Below are 23,038 nucleotides of genomic sequence, written 5' to 3'. Positions count from 1 at the left end.
CAATCGCAAACGAAGAATCCACAAACAAACGTCCCGTTCCATGACCGCCAAATTCATGGAATCGATCGTCTAGTGCGTTGATTCCAACACTTGGTGCCCACGTCTGACGGCTGCGATGATGTTGTCAGGGTCTGCTTTCCAAATGAACGGCTTTGGTTGTTCGTTGTGCTCTTTGCTAAAGCGGTTGATGGCCGCCTGGAGGTCAACGACGGAATGAAGACACCATTTTTCAGTCGTCGCCGTGTGAGCTTTGCGAAGAAGCCCTCGACGGCGTTCAACCAGGAACACGATGTCGGAACGAAGTGGAATGTCCAGCGTGGGCGCCGCACCAACCATGCCCGGACCTTCGGCTGTTCTCTGGCGCATGTCGCGATTGCTTCGATGCACTTAACACGTCGCAATCGATCCAGTCCTCTCAAGCTCAGGTTCGACGTGGAATCTTCGCGAGTGACATGATTGGTATGACGCTTGCTATGTCTCAGCGTAGGTCCTCGTAGCTTCTGGCGGATTCGGATTACCGTGAGACTTTGATCATACTTTCGCTCGCGGACCCCTGAAAACAACAACGGCGATCTATCACATCCTGAAACGCGGATGCAACCCAACCAGCCTCGCCACGACGGCCGCCAGAAAGGACTTGAAGCCTACGTAGCGTCAGGTTGTACAGTCTAAATCATACAGGCGGTCATCGTCTCAGAAGTTTCGTGATCGCAAGCAGGGGTTGCAATGTCTCGAGTTCTAAGGTGCGCGCGAGTCTGTTGCTGCGCAGGCCTGAATCGAAGTCGGCTCGTACGGAATGTGGGGGCGGTCAATTGAAGCTGAAGCAGCACGTGCAGTTCGAGATCAAATCGGGCGCCTTTCCGCAGCCGGGCGATGTGCCGGATGCCGCGCTTTCGTGCAGGGAGCGCCAACGCTGTTGCCTTCCGATCGGGCAAATATCTGTCCTTCCCTGTCTCCGGCTGTTGCGAGTGCAAGCCGCGACGAGAATCCAGGCCTCTTTCATGAAGGGATCGTCGTTTTTTTTTGGCGCGCGCGGCCACCTGCTGCCCAGGAGGCCAGCGGGTTCGTCTGCGGCAGTTAAGGTCGGGGCGGTGTGAGTAATGCGCGAACTCGGAGCGGCGCGACGACGGTCCTCTTGTTTTGGTTGCCGGCCTCGGCAATCGGCTTTCTGAAGCTGGAGTCTTTGTGATCAGTGCACCCGAGTTTGGCTCTGGGGCAGCTATGAAGAGTCATCTCATCGATGGAGGGTGATATAGAACCGAGCTATAACGATCCGAATTATTGGACGCATTGGTACGCTGACCAGCAAGAGCTGCAGCGTGCGCGGCAAGAGTCGGATAATGAGCCTGCGGGTCAAGTTGGCTTTGAGCAGCAGTTGGGCGAGCTGCAACTCGGCTCCCCTGATGAGAGCTCGGCTGAGCTAAGTTCGCCCGACACCCGACCCGCAAAGGCGCATGACAGTAACCAGCGCACTGACGTTGGCGGTTCGATGCGGATGTCGCCGCAGTCCAACCTTCGGAGTAACTCTTTCAATAGCACGCGCTACAGCGTAGATCTGCCTCGCGCTCACCTTGTTGGCTCAGCTGCTGGGGCATCGCAGTCTGACGTGCGTGACAGGCTATTCAGCAGCACGCGCTATACAGCACCATCGGAACCGGAGCCCGTCGCGCGGACAAGGGATAAGAAGAGCGGAGGACTGTTTTCTCGCGTTCAATCAGGGCTCGGCAAAGTCTTCGGAGGAAGTCGCGGTGAAAAGTCGTTCGGCGGCCCAGCGTCAGTTGTGGTCTATTCAGAGCTTCGTATCGATTGCTACAAGCGCAGCCGCGCGTCCGAAGAGGACGCGGCCCTCATTTCCGAGTTCGCGCGCGCGGCTGCAAACAGTTATGCTCCCAGTAGCATTCAGAAGATGGTGGAACATCTGAGCCAGTTCAGCGACTTTTTAAAGTCCAACAACTTGACACTGGCTAGCCTGCTCGCAAACCCTACTCAGTTGAAGACCCGTGCGAATGAATTTGTGAATGCGGGGGGCACAAAGCGAGTGCATACGGCATTGGAAGCGCTTCGGAAGTCCCGCGCCGGCGAGTTGTTGCCTCCTCCTGCTCCTTCTCCGCCGCCTCCTACCGGAGACGCACTACTCATTCGCCAGTTCGCGGCAGTAGCCCGGGCAAAGAATGTTGCCCACAAAACCATTAGGCCTCATACGGAGATTCTTAAGCACTTTGCTGGGTGGCTCACAACCAAACAGAAGCCGTCCCTGACTTCTCGGTTTCGGACCGACGAATTAGCCGAGGACATCATGGCCTACGGCAAGGAGAATGACCCCAAGGGCCGCCTCCTTACGGCCCTGAATCATCTCCGAAGGCTTCTGCCTGACGGGGGAGGGTCCGAAACACTCGGACCGGGGCAACGCGTCAATGACCGTGCTTTGAGTGCTTATGAGAGCGACGCCAGCATCATCGATGGCCTAGCCAAGGACCAGCGAAGCAAGCTCGGATCCGACCCGGCTTCCCAATCGAAAAAGAAAGATGTGCGGAATACTGCTTGGGCGCAACGTAAGTTCAGTGATTGGCTCCGAACCACGGGTAGAGAGAGCATAGTGAGTCGAATCAACGGAAATGATCAGCAGCAACGGTCGTTGAACGTAGATTACCGGGAATTCACCCAAGCCAAAGGGAACATCGGGAGTTTGGACAAGCTACTCAACCAGCTTGGGCCGTACCTACGGCTCGTCGAAGCAAACAGAGCGCTGGGTGTGGCCTTCCCTGAGCGGCCGAGTCAGGAATCGCGGCTTGACGGGTCGAGCTTATCGTGGCCGCGAGTGCCGGCCGACTTCGACCCGAGCGAGTGGCTGCCGCTCGCGCCAGCTTGGTCGCCGCGAGTGCCGTCCCCGTCCGAATTCAGCCTCGGTGATTTGCCGACGCCGCCTGACTTTGGTCCAAGTGAGTGGCTGTCGTTGTCGTCCGACTATGAGGCGAGCATGCGGCCAATTCCAGAGGCCGCGCCAGCTCGGTCGTCAGAGATCTACCGCGGTCTTGATTCTCTGGTTGATCTGCCGTCCACACCGCAGAATCGGACGTCAGAGATCTACCGCGGTCTCGATTCTCTGGTTGATCTGCCGTCCACGCCGCAGGAGATGCGTGACGATGCTCAGTCTGCGCTGTTGCCTAGCTCCGGCGTTAGATCGCCGTTCTTCATCGGGCCATCAGGCGCACCTCAGGAACTAGAGGATATCGGACATCTCGTCGGTAGGGATTGGCAGCATGGCTCCCAGCCCGTCCCGGATTTCCTGGTTGATGTGCTGGACAACAGAATGCTGTTGCCGAATTTGCGCATCGTTCCACAGCCGGTCTCTATCAACGGTGAGACCTACTCGATCATGTTGGGACCGCGAGGGCGCCTCGATTCTCAATTTATCCATCATCCTCGTCCATCTTCGGCTCCGGATGCTCAGATCGGCGCGTTGGCTACGGGTGCCTCTTCTTCCCGGGACCGCAGCGGACGGGTGCTCAACACCCAGCAGTGGCTAGGCGACGAGCATATCCAGCGGGATTATGAGCTCCTGGCGCAGGAGTTGCGGGGGAGTAATCCGAATCTCGCCACCCGGACGCGGTTCGTGGATCCCCTGATAGCCTTTCAGCTGAGCCATGGCGCCGATAGCGACGCGCTACGCGCGCTCCATCGCCTTGTCGATGATCGGAATGGTAACGATATAGTCGATTTCCTGTTCTTGCCAGTTAGCGATGCCAGCCCTACGGACCGCGCTCGCCGCGGCGAACATTGGTCGCTGCTGCTGGTTGATCGCCGCGATCGGGAGAGGCCGGTTGCCTATCACTACGACTCCGCCCGGGGATTCAATGATCGGCCTGCACAACGGCTCGCAGAACGGCTGGGCGCCAACCTGCAAGCCGCCAGCATGCGCCAGCAGAATAACGGTTATGATTGCGGCGTCTTCGTAGTGGATGGCACCCGGGCGCTGGTTGGGCGATTGGCGGTAAGACGGCAGGTAGACCTGAACCTTGACAATCTCGTCGTCGATCGGCGGGCACTGCAAAACCGACTGAGGGGCTGACGCCGGCTTCGACTGATCGTGCGCGCCCAGCTGGTTCGAGCGGCTTCTCGCCGACCCGACCAGAACGCGCAATCACCGCCCTCGCAGAGCATCATGGTTGGCTCACAATGTGGAGCAGATACCGGACTAAGGGCCAGTCCGCGAACAAGTGAATCGTCGTCCGTGAACAAGGTTCTAAGCGATTGAGCGGGAGTCTGTTTTTCGGATTCGAGACGGTTTGAGATTGCAGGGAATGGGAGGTTGAGGCCGCCAAACCCTGCGATTTCGCCTTGGATTGAACGAAGCCGCTGTCGTGGCGTGCGTGGCGCGGTGGCGTAGATCGCCTCCTGGCTGAGAGGATGTGGGTGTTGGATGTCACAGATCGCTGCTATCGCCCGGCCGTCTGTTCGGCAGAGTCCCGGATAGAAGTATGCCATGTCTATTTAGGTGATCTGGAAAACTCAGACGGGATGCAGGGGTCTCCAACTGGCCAACAAGTAGCGTTCTATTTCCGAATTGGTCGGGGCTTCGGCCTTTGTTTGGGGTTCCGGAGATATTGATCCGCGTTTGCCGGAGTGGGTCGGCCGTCTGCAGGCGCGCCTTGGCTCTCTCCTCGGCCGGGTCTTTGCCATTGGCAACCAGGCCCAAAAGCCGCTTGGCCTCCTTGCGTGCACGCTCTCGTGTCCAAGGGGCGCCGTGAGGACCGATGGTGACGAAGCGCTGCCGACCGAACACTCGGTACTTGAGAACGTAAGTCGCTTTTGTCGCGTTGACGTTTATGGCGGGAAACGGCACGCCTTCATCATCCGCATGGGGCAATACCGGATACGGTTGATGACGAAGACCAAAGGCATGTCTCAAATCTGGACGTATACGCGTCGTGCGATGCTGTTGGGCAGTAGCTTCTTGGGTAGCGCGTTGTTCGGGGGCGTTACACTGCCTACACCCAATCGGCCGCAGCGCAAGGTTGCCATGATGTTGAAGGCGGCCGACTCTTCCTTCGTCGTTGGGTGCACACAAGACGGCATTACCTCGTTGCGTTATCGTAACGACACGTATGACGCGGATTATGTCCTGCCTGGAGCCGTGCTGGGGACGGCTCACGCTAGAGTTCGGCGTGCCGGATCCGAGTGGCATACGCTTCGAACCGGCGTTGATGCAACAAGCCGATGCATAGCGCGGCACTTGAACTAGCAGCCCGCGATGCCGGCGTCCTTCTCACGACCCGCCTCGCAGTCGACGAGGCTGGATTGACGTGGGAGATCATGCTGCGGAACGACGGCATGGCGGGCGTAGAGGTTGGCGACCTCTATTTGCCCATGCCGATGAACACCGAATTTCTGGCAGGGCAACCGGTATCGGTGGCTGTTTTGAAGCACAGCTTCGTCTCGGGGCATGGATCGCACATCTTCTGGATTCGTGACAACAGCACCGGTCCCTTCCTCATGCTCTTACCGGAAGCGGACACGTCACTGGAATATTGGAATGTCCACAAGGATTCGGCCGAAGCCAGTGGGACGTGGTGCGCCTACATCTTGGGCGGGGCGGCCGCCAGCGAGGCAGTCGCGGGCGGGACTCGCTGGCGACAGCCGACCCATTCCCTGTCCCTGTCGCCGGCCGAGGAACGGCGTTACCGTCTCCGCTTCCAGTGGGTTGCCGATTATGAGGCGGCGCGCAGGGCTGTCGCGGACGCCGGGCTGATGGACGTGGAGGTAATGCCGCGCATGACGGTTCCCAATGACCTGCATGTCGACATCGCGCTCGCGTCCTCCATTCCGGTGGAGCGAATCGAAGCGGAATTTACCGGCGACACGGTGGCGCAACGGTTGCCGGATCGGGCTGGCAGGCGACTATGGCGGGTCCGGTTTTCGCGATTGGGCGAGAACCGGCTGACCCTGCACCAGCCGGGGGCACGCCAGACCTTTCTTGAATTCTTCGCTACCGAACCCGTCGAGACGATGATGAAGAAGCGCGCAGCCTTCATCGCGAAGCGGCAGCATCGTGACCCGTCCAAATGGTACGACGGTTTGTTCGGCGAGTGGACATGGAGACGCAGGTCCTGCTTGGCCCGGACAATTACGACCGGATCAAGGGCTGCCGCATCTACGAGGTGACGTGCGACGATCCTGGACTGAGCAAGCCCGCTTACCTCGCGACCAAGAATGCCGAGCATCCTGATGCGGCGGAAGTGGCGGCGCTGGACCGGTATATCGATACGTTCGTCTGGGGCGGGCTGCAACGTACCACACAGGAGGCATCCAAAACAACTGGCGTCCGAATTCGACTGGTATGGGCTTCGGTGCCGTGCCGGGAGAGCGGCCGCTGCCATCCAACGGCAGGAGGCCTATGGTGGCTCTGAAGTCATAAAGAGGTGGCCATGAATAGCCCCGTCATCTCGGGGAAGACGCGGCCAAGGTCGTCGGCGAGGCGATCGATGGCAGAGAGTCCTCAAGATTTCGTCGCTCGCCCCGACCGCTTGGCGCCATCTCCCACCGCGCGACGTTTCGAGTTGGGAAACTTCAACCTTCCTGCAATTCACGCGCCCGGAGCCTCGCTCGACATGATCGAGCAGATCGGCGTGAAGAACATTCAGAACCATTGCTTCGATCTGGGCGATCATATCATAGCCCAACTGGATGAACTCGACCTGAGTCTCGTCGGTCCGCGTCAGCGGCAACATCGATCGCCCCCCATCTATGTCGTTGGTCTGCCCGCCACAGAATGGCTCAGCTACTTCGCAGAGAATGGCGTGCGTGTTTCACCCGAGCGCGACGGCATCCGTGTGTCGTTCGGCATTTCAACACGGTCGACGATGTGGATCGTCTGGTGCATCTCATCCGTGGACGCAACCGCTTGGCATCGGAGACGTCCAGACCGCCGAACTTCGCCTTCCAATTGTATAGCGTCGCTTCAGAGACGCCATGCTTGCGCGCCAAATCGGCAGCCTTCGCACCTGCCTCATGCTCACGCAGCACGCCAATAATCTGCTCTTCCGTAAACCTGGCTCGCTTCATCTGTCCGTCCTTCAGAAGGCCGGACTCTAACTTCAACTGGAGGAAATCGGCAGGGGCAGGTCAGTCCCACAGGGGAAGAACAGGTCATGAGCAACTCCCCGCAAAAGGAGTGGGTGCTACCTGCGGCCATTCCCTTTGCCAATCTTAAGCGACAAGACCTAGAAGAATGCGTGTTCTGGCTCATGGATGGTAAGCGTCGTTCCGCTCCCATCTTCTCGCGGCACATGGGATAGGCGAGTTTCACGATCTCTTTGAAGGGATCGGCTTGTGTCTATGCTTGACCATACGCTTAAATCGGACGTGACGGCGCGCGGGCTGGAAGTGATCACGGAGACGGGACGCCGTCGTTGGTTCTCCAAGGACGACAAGGCCCGGATCGTCGAGGAGACGCTGGTCCCGGGCGCCGTCGTTTCCGAGATTGCCCGGCGACACGGGCTGACCCCACAACAAGTGTTCACCTGGCGCCGGCAAGCACGCCGGTTGCCGACGCCGATGGCTGACGATCCACCGTTTGTACCGGCGGTGGTAGACGCCTTGGTACCGGCCGTGGCTATTGGCCTTGAGCGCAAGACAGCGCGACGCAAGGCTAAGCCGGATATTCCAAGGAGATCGACCATCTGCTTCAATGTGTTGGCTTAATCGACACACCTCTCCGCAAGCTGCGAACGTCAGACCATTCGGACTGAAAGGCCTCAACTAGAACTGGCACTGCGCTCGCAGGATCGCTGTCGCCACATACGAAAACATCAGCGGCCGCGTAAGACCTCTCAGGCCAAGTATGCAAGGTAATGTGCGATTCAGCCAGCAAGGCGATTGCGGAGACGCCGTGACCCGGACAAAACTTATGAACATGAAGGTGGAGTAATGTCGCACTCGCCGCACGGACGGCTTTTCGAATTGCGTCTTCCGCAATGGCCGGGTCGTCGAGGTTCTTCGCTCCCCATAGTTCGATGAGTATATGCGTCGCACCGGTGGACAGAGCCGGTGGGGCTTCCTTCTCGTTATCAACAGTCATAAGAAATCCATTGAATTATCGGCCCAATAAGCTGAGCTATTCGAGATTTAGGTGACGAGGTGATCAGGCGCCTAGTTTGCCGGCACTTGGATGATCTCAATGCCGTCGTTGTATCCGACAATTGCGACGACCCTGTGCAGCGGATTTGTGCTTTTGAGCCGCCGCCAGGTCCCTGATGCGGCGATCACCAGCTTGAACACCATCGGCCTGGCGGTGGTTGGCGACCAGGAGCCCTTTGTCCGCACGGTCCTGTATCGCCCGTCGCGGACACGCGCTCCATGGGATTGGTGGTGCTCAAGTCAGCCCCAATGTTTTCGGCAAGAAAATCCTAGAAGGCCAGCAGTGCGTCGCGATCCTTGACCAGGCATTCGACCGCCCAGCCGTACTTCGCGCAAAACTTCTCGACGAAGACGTCGGTCGCCGCTTCGGCGGACGCTGGGCTCGCGCCCAATAGATCTCGCGCAAATCCTTCTTCATGGTGGCCTGCTCCGAGAGTGGGACCTTGTCCAGGACGTTCACGGTCTTTGCACCCAGCATCATGGTGGCGTGTGCGGGGAAAGACCTCGTCGAGCACCTTGTAGAAGTCGAGCGCGCCGTCGCCGACATTGGCCAAACTCGTCGATGACGGCGCCTCAATTGTTTTGCCAAGCTACGCCTCCCTTGAGGTAGGCCAGCGTGTGGCCCTGCGCCAAAGGCGTAACCGAGGCGACCGGCTCCGGTGACAAAGACGTTTGGACCCGCCTTGCAGTTTGCGCTCGCTACTATGCCGGAGGCGGCGAGGCGGGTATTTGTGCCCTTGGAGACAGCACTGCTGGCCTTGAGTTTGAGACCAAACACCCAGCTGTTCTTCTGCCAGTTATAGCCGATCTGGCCGCCTGCCAGGAACACAGGAGTATCGCCGCCGCCGCCATAGACTGACGGACCGCAGGGATTACTCAAGGATTTTAGGCCGTAACCACCGCCGGCGTGCCCGCCAATATATCCCCCGGACCAGCTCCACAGAGCCGGTCGCAGTTGTACTGCTGGCTCAAGATCCGCCGAATTGGCTGCACCGCTTGCGACCAGCGTAATCGTTGTCGCTCCCCAAAAACGAACTCCAGATCGCATCAGACACTCCGCGGCGCTTTCCCGATCCACAACCGAGCGCCTTCGAGCTGGCATCGGTGATGGCACAGCGAATGAAGCAAGCAGCGTGCCGCTTGGACATTGAGGGTCTCCCGTTGCTTCGTACCGGGTGCATGCGTCAAATTGTGGACAATGGTCTTAGAGCTGACAATCGAGCTGTAGCGTTCGAGAGTATGCTGCGCAGCAGGAAGACGCCTTTCTCGCTGCAGCAGTAGGAAGAGACATTTGTTGGCCTGGACAGATTTTCGATCTATCGAGGCACATGCGAGACGGTGAAAGCCAATGGATATTGCCGGCGAGCGGAGCCAGCCTGGACGCTGGACCTGTCTACCCACACCGGGACTTGCACAATCGATGTCATCGCTTGGGCGCCGCAGGCGACCTGCAGCCCGGCGAGCGCCAAGTCCACTTTCATGAGGAAAGCACAACTGCAAGAAAGCACAACCCGGAACAAGTCTCTGGGCGCGTTGGTGCGAGTGCCATGCAGACTATCGCGTGTCTACTACAAGAACCGGGAGATGCCAACGCCAACTTGAGGCCCTAGATTCCGGCCGTGTTCCCCTGCCGATCATCGAGGAAATCGAAGCGAACGCAAAGGACGAGAAGCTAAGAATGGGAAAAAACGACACATTATGGCCGGCAGAACCAGGGCGGCTACGCAATGCACACCTCAAACAGGATCCTCGGTGTTCCGATTTGAGGGCCGCAGAAGGCGACGAATGGCGAGACGCGTATGTCCACGGAAGATCGATCAGGCAAGAATCAGCTTAGGCAGCGTCAGCCGGTCGACGCGATCACGGCTATCGATCGCCTTGCAAGATCGGATCCGGAGAGGGTTGCGCTGAGGTACGGCGCAAACGAACTTACGTACAAGGCGCTGCGAGTCAGATCGGAATTCCTCGCGAGAACGCTACGAGAGCGGTGCGCTCGCGGCACTGTAATTGGCTATTGGGGTGAGCGGGACCTCGACTGGGCGACGGCGGTAGTCGCAATTTTGAAGGCTGGATCAACGTACCTGCCGCTCGATCCATCGTTACCGGCTCCGCGTATATCATTCATGATCGAGCAGAGTCGCTGTGCTCTGATTATGGGGCCGGCCCAGCTGGATTCGGTCAGCCCAATCCGGGCGAGCAGCAAAGGCGCCGCGCAATTCATGACGATAGAGGCGGCGCTGCGCGAGGGCCAGACTTCGTCTGTTGTGCCATCATGGAGCGAGGGTGGACTCGCTTACATTCTGTTTACGTCTGGTTCAACGGGCCGTCCTAAGGGGGCAATGATCGAGCGTGCAGCCCTAAACAATCATCTGGCGGCAAAGATTGATGCCCTAACCCTCACTCGGACGGATTGCATCGCGCAGACGGCATCGCACTGCTTTGACATCTCGTTATGGCAGCTTTTGGCGGGGTTTTGCGTCGGAGGCTGTACCGCGCTTATTGATGATGCGACACTGAAATCGCCAGTATCGCTTCTCAAAGCGATTCAGAGACACGGCGTGACGGTAGTTCAACTCGTTCCGTCGATGCTTGCAGTATTTATTGAATATTTGCAGCCGCTTGCGGCGGCTGATCGAGCTCTGAACGGTTTGCGGATTATTTCCACGGTCGGAGAACCTTTGACACCCGCACTGGCGCGCGCGTGGCTTGCCTTATATCCGCGGGTCCCCATTCTCAACCACTACGGGCCGACCGAGTGCGCGGACGGCGTCACGCACCATCTGGTCTCCGCGCCGCCTGCGCTGGCTGACGCTTATGTGCCCATCGGCAGGCCGATTTCTAATCTTGAGGTTTATATCGCGGACGGGCCGCGGCTGTGCAAGGCAGGAGAGGTCGGCGAAATTTGCGTAAGCGGCGTTGGCGTCGCTGCTGGTTATGTCAATGACGACGTCCGCACCAAGAAGGCCTTTGGGCCAAACTCATTTTCAAACGTTCCGTCCTTCGAGCGCCTATACAGGACAGGCGATCTCGGTCGCGTTCGTTCCGATGGTCTTTTGGAATGTCTCGGTCGACGGGACCGTCAGGTCAAAATCCGCGGGCACAGAATTGAGCTAGGAGAAATCGAGGCTCGCCTCTGCGCTCATCATTCGGTGCGTGGCGCCGTCGCAGTCGCCTCCGTCTGCGCAGGCGTAAAGCTTATGGCGAGAGACATAACCAGGGTCGAGGGGGAAAGCGCACCGAGACGACTCATCTCGTATGTGTCCGCTCCAGCTGAGGTAACGGAAGGCGAGCTTCAGAACTTCCTTGCTGAAGCGCTGCCCATCTACATGCTCCCGGAAAGAATTATCCACGTTGACGGTATTCCACTGACCAGCAATGGAAAGGTCGATTTTGGAGCATTGCCCGACCCGACCGGTCTTCGCCCTCCATTGCCGACGCCGTTCGAGGAGCCGCAAACCGACCTCGAAGCCCAGCTGTGCCAAATTTGGTCCGGTGTTCTGCGCATTCAGAACATTGGTGTGAATGACGAGTTCATAAGCCTCGGCGGAGACTCGCTCCGGGCAATGCTCATATTGGGCCGTTTGCAGACTCAGCTCGGAGTGAGAACGGATTTCAAGCTGGTCCTGAATGGAACGATACGATCTCTTGCGGCTTCGATTTCGGCGCGAGCCGACTCTCGACCGTGCACTGCACCGGGTTGCGAACAGCTTACACGATCGCCTCTGACGCGAGTTCAAGAGCACCTGTGGTTTCTTTCGCAGCTCGAACCGTCTGCTAGGAACTACATCATTCAGGGTGGCCTGCGAATGCGGGGCATCATCGATCTGGCCGCGTTCAATCGCGCCTGGACCGATGTCGTTCATTCCCATCAGGCACTTTCGGCACGCTTTATCGAGGAGGACGGTCCGGTTCAGCTTTTTGATGCTCCGCGCTGCGCAAGTCTCCAATTGACTGATGCATCTGATCTCACGTCGCAGGAGGCTGAGAAGCTGATCGAAGAGCTAAGGCGAACAGAGCTGAACGGCAGCTTTGATCTCAGCCAAGGTCATCTGTTTCGCGCGCACATGATCGGTTTTGGCCCTGACAACCATCTCATACTGATCACCGCTCACGAAATTATCATCGATGCCTGGTCGATCTCTGTGCTGCTCAGGGACCTTCGACAAAGGTACGTAGATGGCGCGGCGTTTTTGCCAGGGAACCGAGTGTCACTCTCGACCTATGCGGTCTGGGAAAAACAACACGCTACTCCGGAGGCGCTTGCCAACCAATGTAGCTATTGGCGTCGTCAGATTGGTGATGATCCGCCGGTGCTTTCGCTTGGAACGCGACGAGCGCGGCCGCAGACAAATTCGTATCGCGGCGCAGCGCATGCGGTGCTACTCGGCAGCGAGCTTTCCCATCAAATAAGGGAATTTGCGCGCCGACATAGGTGCACCACGTCGACAGCACTCCTCGCATGTTTCAAGCTTCTACTGCGGATGTATAGCGGTCAGGATGATATCATCGTCGGCATACCGCACGTCGTACGGGATCAACCTGGCAGTGCCGACATTGTTGGTTTCTTCCTGAACATGCTGCCAATCCGCACCGCGATCGATGTGGGCCAGTCCTTTGCGGTTCATGCCTTGCGCATCCAGGCACTGGTCAGCGACGCCATAGAAAATTCGGCATATCCGTTCGGCTGGATAGTAAGGGATACCAGGCTACATCGCGAAGCGGGACGATCACCGATCTTCCAAGTTATGTTTAACATGTACTCCGAGGCGGCGGAGCCACTTGGCCAACATGACTTGGATCTGACATTCCGCGAATACGAGACCGGCTACGTAAAATTCGATCTGACATTGTACGCACAAGATCTGGGCGAGGAAATTGCTCTCCAGCTAGCGTACGCGGAAGACCTATTTTCCAGCGATCTGATTATCCGAATGGCCAGCAACCTGCGCCGTCTGATTGCAGCCTGCATTGAGAAGCCGCTTACGCCCATTCAAGCTCTGAGCTGCCTCAGCGAGTCAGACGTCACTATGCTGGACGCGCTAGAGGGCTCGGCGCAGTCATATGAGACCGAATGTCGACTTGCCCAAGCGTTCGACCAAATCAGCGTCTCTAATCGCAGCCAGGTGGCATATCGTAGTGATTTCGGTCAGATCACATTCGGCCAGTTGCGTGAGCGCGTAACAGCCATCAGGTCGTTACTGCGCACTTCTGGCGTGAGGGCTGGCGACATGGTCGCCATGCTGGTCGACCGGTCGCCTGACGTGGCCGCTGTCATTCTTGCCGCACGAGATTTGCAGTCCATTGTTGTCCCTATATCGCCGGATTATCCGCGTGATCGGATCGAACATATCCTGCGAGATAGTCAAGCGAAGCTTTTGGTTCGCGCAAATAGCTGTGAACCTGCTTTTGAAGTGCCGTCGATATGTTTATTGACGCTCAAAGCGTGCGGCGCGCCCGCGCGCGATTTTGAATGCAGCGACAAACCACCAGATCAGGGAATTGCGAGCCTTATATACACCTCGTCCTCAACCGGGAAGGCGAAGGGAGTTCTTATACCGGAGTCGGCTATTCTCAATCGACTGAACTGGATGTGGCGACGCTTTCCCTTCGATAGTACAGACGTGATGGTTGTCCAAAAGTCGGCATCAATGGTTGCGTCCGCTTGGGAGTACTTTGGGGGCCTTCTGAGAGGCGTGCCCGCGCTGATTCTAACCGAAGAGCAGTTGCGGGATCCAGATCTGTTGTTGTGCACGTTGGCAAGACATCGCGTGACACACTTGTTTGCCTCGCCGCCACTCCTGTCCGGCCTCATTGCTTCCCAAGAACGGCACTCGCGACCGACCGCCTTGCGCTTGGTCACAAGCAGCGCCGAACCGATGCCTTCCTCGCTCCCTGTTCGCTGGCGTGAGTATTTCCCGGACGTGCCGTTGTGGAACTTCTATGGTGCTACGGAATGTGCATCCAATGCGGCGGTCTACAAAACATCGGATGCCTGCGACGGCGCGTCGCACGTCCCCGTTGGACGCCCAATCGATAACGTTAAACTCTACGTGCTCGATGCCCAATTGAAGAGAGTCCCCGTCGGAGCGGCCGGCGAACTCTGTATCGCGGGACGCTGCGTGAGCTCTGGGTACTGGCGGGATCAAGATCGGACCAACCGCTGTTTTGTGCCGAATCCGTATGACGGCGGGCAGTACAGCGTTCTTTATCGAAGTGGCGATATCGCGCGCATCTCAACAAGCGGCCTTCTCGAGATTTGCGGCCGGTCGGACAACCAGATCAAAGTACGTGGCTTTCGCATCGAACTGGAGGAGGTCGAATCGGCCCTTGAGTCTCATCCGGCAATCGCAAAGGCCGCGGTCGTCGCAGAAGACATCGATGATCATCGTCGGTTGACGGCCAGCATGGTTCCGGCTCGGGACGGTCTAAGCTCTGCAGATATTGTCACTCACTTGCGCCAAACATTGCCGCCCTACATGATTCCCGCCGCCTTCCGTTTGGTTGCCAGTATTCCCCTTACGGCGAGCGGAAAGATCGATCGTGCTCGCCTGTCGTCCGCTCCTTACCGCGAGGTCGGGCCTGTTCCATCTGCTGAGCTCTGTACGAGGAAGGAGAGCATTCTTGTTGGGATCTGGCAGGATCTATTAGGCGCCAAGTGGGTCGGACTCGATCAAAGCTTCTTTGATATCGGCGGCGACTCACTTCTCAGCGTGCGCTGCGTCACGCTGGCGCGCAAAGCCGGGCTGAATCTCACTGTCGACCAACTCTATCGAACACCGACCATCAGGGAATTGGCAGCAGACGGAGCGGCAGTTACACTCGATACCTTCCTTTCCGACGATGGCTCATTGCCAGTTACCCCCGCAATCTCATCTTGGAACCGTCCTGTCGGCTTCGTTGAGCATTTCAACATCGGCGATCTGTTCTTCTTGCCCGGCGGCGTCCTGAATATCCGAATGCTGGAGCGCGCCCTTGCCCATGTCACGGATAGGCACGAAGGCCTCAGACTCCGTATTGCCCGAACCGACGATGGTCTACGTCTGACAATTGGACCTTCCGGGGTCGAACGCCTCGCCGAGGAGGTCGATCTTGTCGGAATGACCGACCCACAGCAGCGTAAGGCAATCGAGAGCATCTCAGCAAGACGTCAAAACATGTTTCGGTTCGACGGGCAGACGCCTCTTGTTAACGTCACAGTGTTCCGCACATCGGAAAGCGGCGATTACTATCTGCTGGTCCTGATGCACCATTTTGTAGCGGACGGGATAGGCTATCGACTGTTCCTGGAAGCATTGGATGCGGCGTACGCCCTGGCCTCGGGCCACGCCCTGAGCGGCCCCGAGAACATACAACTACTCTCTGCATGGATGAAGCGCCTTGAGCACTACGCGAACAGCGAAGCGCCAACCGAACTCGACTACTGGGAGAGGATTGACTACCATCAGTTCGATTTGCACGTCAGCGCCACCTCATCGGGCGGCGCGAGCTTTTCGAAAGTGACCGCGAGAGAGCTTCACTATGCACGCCTTGAAGGTCGCATGGATGAAGCGAATTGCCGATCCCTTTGGGAGGATCAGGGCAAGTACCATCTTGAGATTGAGGAAGAAGCGACGGCTGATCTCCTCAACATTTCAGCCAGATTGGCGCATTGTCAGGACTTTGATGTGTTTCTTGCCGCCGTTTCTGGCGCCTTTGGACGCGTTTTCGGCAACTATTCGCTCTGGATTGATAGCCTTTCCTCAACCCGAGGTCGGCTGTTTGACGATTTCGATCCATCTCAGATCATCGGCCATATCAGCGAGCTCGTTCCGCTTCCCTTGAGACTCACCGGAACGGAGCCCCGTCCCGATCGTGCTCGTTCAATATACCGCCAGCGCAATGCCCTGCCGCGCAGAGGAATAGGCTTTCGGGCCATGAAATTCCTAAACCGAGATCCAGCCGTGCGGAGCCGGATCGATCGCCTGCCCTTACCCAGAATTGGATTGAATTATCGAGCGGGTTTGCAGCGCCATTTTCCACGCCGTCTCCTAGCCAAGGAACCTTCTCCACTTTGGATCGGCGAAGATATGGATGAAGGGGCCGTGATTCACCTCTTCTGGTTCGATGTCGGATATCAAGCCGGCCATCTACAGATCGAAACGAGGTATGATCCAACCCAGGTCGGTTATGAGGTGACCCGTAATCTTTGCGTGGTGTTGCAACAGGAGCTGTTGCAGACGATCAGCGAATTCGGAAGAGCGGGGGACACCTTCATCCATGAATGACACGGATACGGAATTCGCCGTCGAGAGCGATTGCTCTGTGATCCCCAAGAAGAAGCAGGAGATCGATCTATCAGACCCCAATCTCTCGAGCCTTATCCTGCGGCTCGCCATTCCGGCTGTTGTTGGCTTGTCGATCGTAGCGTTGCACCAGGCCGTCAACACGTTCTTTGTTGGCGCACTTGGCGTGCAGGCGCTCGCAGCTGTCAGCATGACCTTGCCGATCGTGCTCCTGCTCGCGGCGGTCGGAGAGGGGATCGGTGTTGGGACAGCGTCGTTCATATCTAGTCATCTGGGCGCTAGTGAGTACCTGGAAGCGAGTCGAGGCGCAAGTACTGCACTCGCGCTCGCCGCTCCGATCGGTCTCGTTGTTACAGCCGCTCTGCTTCCAAGCCTACGAGGGATCTTCGAAACGCTCGGGGCAACTCCAACCGTCATGCCCGTGGCGCTCGACTACGCGGTGATGCTTGTGTTCGGGTACACGGTGATGCTTCTAAACATCGTCTGCGGCTTCATCGTCAGAGCCGAAGGCAACACACGATTCAACATGTGGACGATGATTAACGCATTCGTCCTGAACGCCGTGCTTGATCCGATCTTCATATTTTCGCTGGACTTCGGTGTGCGAGGCGCAGCACTCGCGACGCTGGTATCTCAGATCGCTGCGATTTGCCTCTATATCGCGTATTTTTCGAAGCGTGGCGGGACGGTTCTCGTCAGGATATCTCACGTCTCGTTGGGAGCAAGTCGCATCAGACAGCTCGCGTTTGTAGGGGCACCGGCGGCCATGACCGGTGTTTTATCTGCGATTGCCGTTATGCTCTTGTACGGAGCTGCCGCGCCGTTCGGAGACGAGTCCATCGCGGCCGTGGGAATAGCTGTGCGAATCTTGACGATCGGCGCACTACCTATCACCGGCTTCTGTATAGGCGCTCAAGCTGTCCTGGGTTTTGGTTGGGGCGCACGCGACTTTGCTCGTATACTGAAGACTGCGAAGTTCATGCTCTTGATGACTGTCTCTCTTTCCGTTACGTATTCTGCAGCCGTTGTGGTTTTTGCCAGGCCTTTGGTCAGGCTGTTCAGCGATAGCGATAAGGTCACAGAAATCGCCGTATGGACCTGCATCGTCTTTCATCTGTTTTTTGGAGTTTTTGGTGTTCAGAGTTTCGTAACGACGATGCTTCAGTCGTTCGGGAGAGCACGCCTCAGTGCGGTTGTCTCCTTGGCGAGGCAGGGCTATCTCTTCATACCTGCCGTACTGCTATTCCCGGTCATATCGGGTTTCAATGGGCTGTTGGCCAGTCAAGCAATCGCTGAGCTTGGCGCCGGAATGATCGCGCTGTTTGTCATGTTCCACCAGTTCGCTGAGCTCAGACGAGCGCTCCGGCGCCCCACTTCAAGAGCGATCGAGATCGCGGGTTGACCTGACAAGGGACATCATCGGAGCTCAGAGCATTAGGCCTACATAGCCGGCAGGTGTTGCGCTCCAAGAAAATTGTTAATCGGCTTGCAATATTGTCTCTGACTCATATGTGGAACGGCCCGGGCTGCAAGATCTTTCTATGGTTAAACAGGGATGACGGTCCGGTAATATGTTCAGCCTGTAAACGCGGCGCCCAGCCGCTTGGCACGATGATATCCGCGGAAGGAATCGCCAATCAATTTCTCGCGCTCGAAGACCAGTGAGTCAGGCGGTCTGATCGCCACCGGGAATGTCGTCATTCGGGGTTCATCCAGATTTGCACCTTGCCTCCTCGGCAGCTTTCTTCTTCCGCCGGAGAGCTCTTAAGATTAGGGTTTCAGCATTGCAGCCGGCGCCCGATAGATGCCGCCTCTGACCAGCAAGGCCCAGATGGCGCCGCAATCTCATTGGCGAGCGCCACCGCCACGACCTTGACCGGCCGTCTTTGCAGCATGGTCCGAATCCAGAGCGGGATTTTCAAGCCTCGCTTGGCAAGCTTTGATGAGTGAGCGTCGCACCAACGATCAAAAGCTTCCTCCCGATTCTTACTCTTTGATATCGCCCGAGCCTTTCTCTCCCGCCGCTCGACTGGGCCCTCGGTGTTAACCCCGTCCAAGCCGCAAAATCTCGTGCTGTCGCAAAACCGCGAGCATCCAGGACCGATGTCCGAACGGTAGCGGCGATGAGAGGACCGACAACCGGAATGCTCATCAGGCGCCCGGCATCAGCGTGGTAAGCCTTTCTCGATACGAATCGAACTTTGTGCATTGCGCCGACTCCAGAAGTTCGTGAACTTTTCGAGAGATTACGAAAATGTTCACTAGTTCAAGGGGGGCCGTCGGCTTAATCGGATCAGCCGGTAGATCTGTTCATATGGCCTTGATCTGAGTGGCGTATGCTTTTCCTTGTGTCGCACGTATCATTTTTGGTGCAATTGAGTCAGGAGAACTTGCGAAACGACTGCCCGCTGCCTTTTATCAGCTAACCTCCGGACGTGAGCCGGTTCGCGAGTGGCTGAAGCTCTTCACCGACAATCTTGCCGTCTGTCTCCGGCACACATCAAGGATGTGGAGTTTTCCTGGCCGATCGACATGCCGCCTTGCCGGGTCTTAGGAAAAGGTCTGTGGGAGGTCCGCAGCGAGTTTGAGGGCAACCTAGCGCGGGTACTGTTTTGAGTTCACGAAGGCCGGATGGTTTTAAAGAAGACGCAGAAGACAGGCCAAGCTGAAATTGACTTGGCACAAAAGCACCGAAAGGAGATCACATGAATAAGAAAGGTCGCATCGGATCATCCTTTGACGATTTCTGAAAAATGAGAATATCTATGCAGAGGTGACGGCACGTGCCATCAAGCGCGTCATTGCGCGTCAGCTTGGTGCCCTCTTGCAGGACAAGGGGCTAGCCAAGTCCGCTCTCGCCCAACGCATGCAGACCAGCCGTGCGCAGCTCGGCCGGCTCCTGAATCCCAACAATGAATCCGTGACGCTCGCAGCCCTGACGCGCGCCCGCGCAGGCCCTGGGCCGTCATATGAGGATGGAATTGGTTTAGGCCCGCAGTCGCTTGGAGTGGGGCGACGATTTCGCTCGATATGCCTATTTCAACCGTTTGCTGAAAGTGTTTATCTCAGTAAAAATACCGCAAACGCTGAGTCCGGAGAGTTGCGCAACTTCCTCAGATTTGTGCCCTACGCAAGATCAACCTATCGCACTATTAATCTGGTTCGGCCAAGCTACCGACGAGTATCTCGCGTAACGGGCATCACCCCCTTCTTGCGGGAGGCGCAGGTGCCGCGATCGGCAAACCATCGTCAGGCGGGTGTGCAAACTGGTGGGCGAGAGAAGCTGATCCGCATCGATAAACAAAAGATCACGGTGCATAAGCCCGAACTAACCGACCATAAAATCGTTGTGCTGGCGAACGAGGAATATCCCGAGCATTACATTCTCCGCGAAATGGTCGACGGTGGGCGCTCTAAGATCGTGGCTCTCGACCAGTCGTAGACCTGCATCGGCACAAGGTCGAAAGGGTTTAAAACTCTGCCGCGCGACCAGACCGAAGGTTTCGAAGCGCCGTGAATTCGATCTTCCGGCGCTGGACAGCGAGGACATTGATGTAGGGAGCTGCAATGGGAGGCCGTTAAGAATGGCGGCGAGTTGTGTTGCCCATTCAGCACGCGAAACTTCCGCCTGGCTATAACGTTCCTGAAGCTTCAATCGCCACAAAAGATCGAGCCGGGATAGACGATGAAAGCGCGCCTCAGGTCGTCGCTTATGCCCTCATTCGCCAGAAGATCGCGGGGTTCAAAAAATGGCGAGGATGTTGCGGTCAAGGGCGACGACGATTTTTCTCCCGTAGAGGTCGGAAAACGAGACGACTTGTGTCACCGTAAAACCAGAGCCCTCCTCGACGTTCGGAAGCACGGATCTTGGTACGATGCTTCTGCGCGGTTCAGTCCCGCCTTTGGGAGCAAAATCATTTAACGCCGCACCGAATGGCAAGGTCCCGATCAGCAGCGCAACCAGAGCTGATCCCGCTTGTCTGAACAGATTCTCCGAGTTGATAAGTGGAGCGTCTGCCGGGTTAGGCCGCCAGGCGGAATGACGGCTGGTTGAAGATATCAACCGATCGAGTGGCGCGCCCACTGGCGTGCTCGCCAGCAACGCCATCGCCATCAGCATGGACGTGCCGAATTTATGGTGATGAATCTGGCCGGTTGCCCATGGCGACCCTACAAGGGTTAGCAGGCGGCTGGCTCTTCAAGCTTACGTATCCTAGCGGCTTCGTCGCAAAATGCGGGCACATGCCAAGCGAACGAGATCGCAGATTGCCTACCTTACCGACGTGAAATCAGCGGCCGATCCAACTACCGCGGCCCCGCTGTTCGACTTGTTCCTTGCCAGCTTGCGAATGGCTTGGAGAAGGGCGCATCTCACCAACGGACCGGCCGATTCTAAAAGGGAGGCGAGCTCGTCGTCGCCCTGACCCTTGGAATTGTTGGTTAGCGGGCACCATCCGGCTTCTCGCGCGCCTCCTAGTGGCGCAGCGCGGTTCGCTGATGCGCATCGCAAGACGATCTTTTGGCACGAAGGTCGCGATGCGTGCTCGAAATCCGACGCTGACGCAAAGCACGTCAGGTTACACGCAGTGGATGCTAGTGGCCGTGTGGATGTTCTTCAAATCCGTGTCATGTAGCTTAGCGCGCGTGGACAGCTGGCACTGTGATTGTTATTCGGGTGAAGCGACAAGGTCGCGTAACAGGTAACTTTGGAGATCATCATGGTGCTATGCATGGAGTCCCCGGCTCCTTCGCTCAAAGTCGAAGACTGGCTGCGTGGCGAGCCCCTCACGAACTTCCAGCCAGGGAAAGTGTACATCGTCGAGTTCTGGGCAACTTGGTGCGGGCCGTGTGTGAAGGCGATCCCTCATCTGATGAAGCTGCAAGCAGAATACAAAGACGAAGGGTTTGAGGTCGTCGGAGTCGCAGCTAGTGAAGATGCACCAACGCCGGATGAGGCTCGCACCAAGTTGGACGCATGGTTGACTGAAGAGTTCTCAAATCTGAACTATCGTATCGGGTTCGATAGTACTGGCGAAATGAACAAGCTTTGGATGGAGGCCAGCTCTTCTCTTGGCATTCCGACATCGTTCGTCGTCGACCGCGACGGCCACATTGCCTTTATCGGTCATCCGGTCCAAATCGACGACGTCTTGCCGAAAATTATTAACGGAACTTGGCGCAGCAGCTATCAAGCTAAAGCCGCGGATGCGAAACGGATCGCGGCAAATGAACGCTTTGCGCGCGAAATCCCAATCCTCGAGGCAATTCGACCGGCCATGGAAGCAAAGGATTGGCCGGCAGCGCTCTCAGCTGTCGAGAAGGGCATCGCCACCATGCCGGACAGTCTCAGGTTCCGCCAGATTCATGCGGATCTGTTGCTTCACAAAATGCGCGACACGGCGACCGGCTTCAAGGTCTTACGCCAACTGGTTCGAGATGCGCTTGAGAAACAGTCAGAGGCTTTGCGTGGGCTGGCTATCGTGATGGAGCAACTCTTTGGTCCGGAGAACGATAAGGCCCACCTTCCGCGTGCCGAGCGCTTTGCGATCGGCAAGGATGTGTCGGAACATATCCTCAATCCTGGGGAAGCCAGTGGTGGCGTCGACTTCTCTTCTTATGAGATGGTCGCTCGGTATTACTACGAGAGTGGTGACAAGCCAGGCGCGATCGAGCTGATCGAGCGGGCAATGACACGGCTAGACGATCCGAGAGCTATGCCGGACGCTATGAGGGAAGCGACTAAACAGTATCATATGCCGCGGCTGCTCCAAACCTTGGCCGACTATAGAGACGAGAAGGTCTGTTGCAGCGGGTCTTGTTCGATTTCGCAGGAAAAGTCTCCTGGAGCTCCCAAAGAGCAGCCGCACGAGGAGACATAAAGAGAGATGTCAATCGAAGATGCACGATCCGGGCTATGTAAGCGCCTTCGAAGCGCTCTCGACCAGCAGAACTTCTACGGGTCATTTATTGCGACACAACCTAGGCCACAACAAGCGACCCCCTGCGGCCCGTCTTTACTGGGTGTCTAGTTAGTCGTTCGTGAAGAACCGTCCAAGCGGTTGATCAAGAATCGATTTTCCGGGCGAGCTTGGCTTTGAGATTGCAAGCTTTCCTGCACGCAATCCTATGACGGCCACACGCTCGGTCCCGTCATCGCCGACCTCGAAAAGCTCACTGGTGTTGCAGCGCGCCGCATCCACGGCGACAAGGGCTACCGCGGCCACAACTATCCAGATCAATTTAAGGTCTGGACCAGCGGCCAGGTTCGCCGTGTCACCAAAGCCATCCGCCGCGAGATGCGGCGTCGCGCCGCCGTCGAGCCTGTGATCGGTCATCTCAAGGGACGACCACCGAATGCGCCGTAACCATCTCAAGGGTCGCGACGGCGACGTACCAACGTCGTGCTCACCGCCGCTGGCTACAACTTCAGCCTGCTCCGCCGCTGGCTCACCGAACTTTTGTGCGGCCTGTTATGGATACTCTGTCGCCACCTATCCCAACTACACTTTGCGTAAAACGGTGCTCAGGGACGTTCTTCACATAGCGTAATCGCGGCTGACGTCTTCTTGCGGACACGAGGGTTGGTAGGATCGGCTTTACAGATTATCGAAAGGGAGCAG

General features: G+C 57.3%; 12 protein-coding genes and 4 pseudogenes. 9 read left to right on the top strand and 7 right to left on the bottom strand.

The genetic code is table 11. The features are described 5' to 3' along the window. Positions 1-69: 69 nt before the first annotated feature. A pseudogene (locus QSV46_RS38255) lies at positions 70-356 on the bottom strand (IS630 family transposase); the annotation flags it as partial. 884 nt (positions 357-1,240) lie between these two features. Between QSV46_RS38255 and QSV46_RS38250 the strand changes: the two are divergent. After that, on the top strand, positions 1,241-4,069 hold the full coding sequence (locus QSV46_RS38250) for a Ulp1 family isopeptidase (RefSeq protein WP_314963883.1): 2,829 nt from the start codon (positions 1,241-1,243) through the stop codon (positions 4,067-4,069). A 354-nt stretch (positions 4,070-4,423) separates the two neighbouring features. On the opposite strand, the gene QSV46_RS38245 is transcribed toward QSV46_RS38250, so the two are convergent. Beyond that, on the bottom strand, positions 4,424-5,185 hold the full coding sequence (locus tag QSV46_RS38245; protein ID WP_314963885.1) for an Arm DNA-binding domain-containing protein: 762 nt from the start codon (positions 5,183-5,185) through the stop codon (positions 4,424-4,426). Between the two features lie 113 nt (positions 5,186-5,298). Here QSV46_RS38245 and QSV46_RS38240 point away from each other — a divergent pair, with 113 nt between their 5' ends. Together QSV46_RS38240 and QSV46_RS38235 are read left to right on the top strand one after the other, a co-directional pair. Then, on the top strand, positions 5,299-6,162 hold the full coding sequence (locus tag QSV46_RS38240; protein WP_314963882.1) for a DUF5695 domain-containing protein: 864 nt from the start codon (positions 5,299-5,301) through the stop codon (positions 6,160-6,162). Further along, complete coding sequence (locus tag QSV46_RS38235) at positions 6,093-6,407, top strand: hypothetical protein (RefSeq protein WP_314963881.1); 315 nt, start codon at positions 6,093-6,095, stop codon at positions 6,405-6,407. Before QSV46_RS38240 ends, QSV46_RS38235 begins: the two co-directional genes overlap by 70 nt. A gap of 484 nt (positions 6,408-6,891) precedes the next feature. Here the strand turns inward: QSV46_RS38235 and QSV46_RS38225 are convergent. Beyond that, positions 6,892-7,062 (bottom strand): annotated as a pseudogene (locus QSV46_RS38225) (transposase); the annotation flags it as partial. Positions 7,063-7,335: 273 nt separating this feature from the next. Between QSV46_RS38225 and tnpA the strand changes: the two are divergent. Continuing rightward, positions 7,336-7,701, top strand: a complete 366-nt coding sequence (gene tnpA, locus QSV46_RS38220) for an IS66-like element accessory protein TnpA (RefSeq protein WP_314963880.1) — start codon at positions 7,336-7,338, stop codon at positions 7,699-7,701. Here tnpA and speD read toward each other — a convergent pair. Next, positions 7,685-8,077, bottom strand: a complete 393-nt coding sequence (gene speD / locus QSV46_RS38215) for an adenosylmethionine decarboxylase (protein WP_314963879.1) — start codon at positions 8,075-8,077, stop codon at positions 7,685-7,687. The genes tnpA and speD overlap by 17 nt on opposite strands. 71 nt (positions 8,078-8,148) lie before the next feature. Continuing rightward, positions 8,149-8,681: pseudogene (locus QSV46_RS38210) on the bottom strand (transposase); the annotation flags it as partial. 1,254 nt (positions 8,682-9,935) lie between these two features. Between QSV46_RS38210 and QSV46_RS38205 the strand changes: the two are divergent. Together QSV46_RS38205 and QSV46_RS38200 are read left to right on the top strand one after the other, a co-directional pair. Next, positions 9,936-16,400, top strand: a complete 6,465-nt coding sequence (locus QSV46_RS38205) for a non-ribosomal peptide synthetase (protein WP_314963878.1) — start codon at positions 9,936-9,938, stop codon at positions 16,398-16,400. Then, positions 16,393-17,820 carry an MATE family efflux transporter gene (locus tag QSV46_RS38200; protein ID WP_314963877.1) on the top strand — a complete coding sequence of 476 codons (1,428 nt, stop codon included), beginning with the start codon at positions 16,393-16,395 and terminating at the stop codon, positions 17,818-17,820. The genes QSV46_RS38205 and QSV46_RS38200 overlap by 8 nt, the downstream gene beginning before the upstream one ends. A 516-nt stretch (positions 17,821-18,336) precedes the next feature. On the opposite strand, the gene QSV46_RS38195 is transcribed toward QSV46_RS38200, so the two are convergent. Beyond that, positions 18,337-18,570, bottom strand: a complete 234-nt coding sequence (locus QSV46_RS38195) for a transposase (RefSeq protein ID WP_314963884.1) — start codon at positions 18,568-18,570, stop codon at positions 18,337-18,339. 621 nt (positions 18,571-19,191) lie between these two features. Between QSV46_RS38195 and QSV46_RS38190 the strand changes: the two genes are divergently transcribed. Continuing rightward, positions 19,192-19,860 (top strand): hypothetical protein, encoded by a 669-nt coding sequence (locus QSV46_RS38190; protein WP_314963876.1) that lies wholly within the window; start codon positions 19,192-19,194, stop codon positions 19,858-19,860. Between the two features lie 300 nt (positions 19,861-20,160). Here the strand turns inward: QSV46_RS38190 and QSV46_RS38185 are convergent, their stop codons facing one another. After that, positions 20,161-20,538, bottom strand: a complete 378-nt coding sequence (locus tag QSV46_RS38185) for a hypothetical protein (protein ID WP_314963875.1) — start codon at positions 20,536-20,538, stop codon at positions 20,161-20,163. 598 nt (positions 20,539-21,136) lie between these two features. Between QSV46_RS38185 and QSV46_RS38180 the strand changes: the two genes are divergently transcribed. Next, on the top strand, positions 21,137-22,297 hold the full coding sequence (locus tag QSV46_RS38180) for a TlpA disulfide reductase family protein (protein WP_314963874.1): 1,161 nt from the start codon (positions 21,137-21,139) through the stop codon (positions 22,295-22,297). A gap of 246 nt (positions 22,298-22,543) precedes the next feature. Then, positions 22,544-22,933 (top strand): annotated as a pseudogene (locus tag QSV46_RS38175) (transposase); the annotation flags it as partial. Positions 22,934-23,038 lie beyond the last annotated feature (105 nt).

This window comes from Bradyrhizobium cosmicum (genome assembly GCF_032290525.1).
Taxonomy (GTDB): Bacteria; Pseudomonadota; Alphaproteobacteria; order Rhizobiales; family Xanthobacteraceae; genus Bradyrhizobium; species Bradyrhizobium cosmicum_A.
The sequence above is the reverse complement of the archived record's forward strand: the minus strand, read 5'-3'. Positions and strand labels throughout refer to the sequence as shown.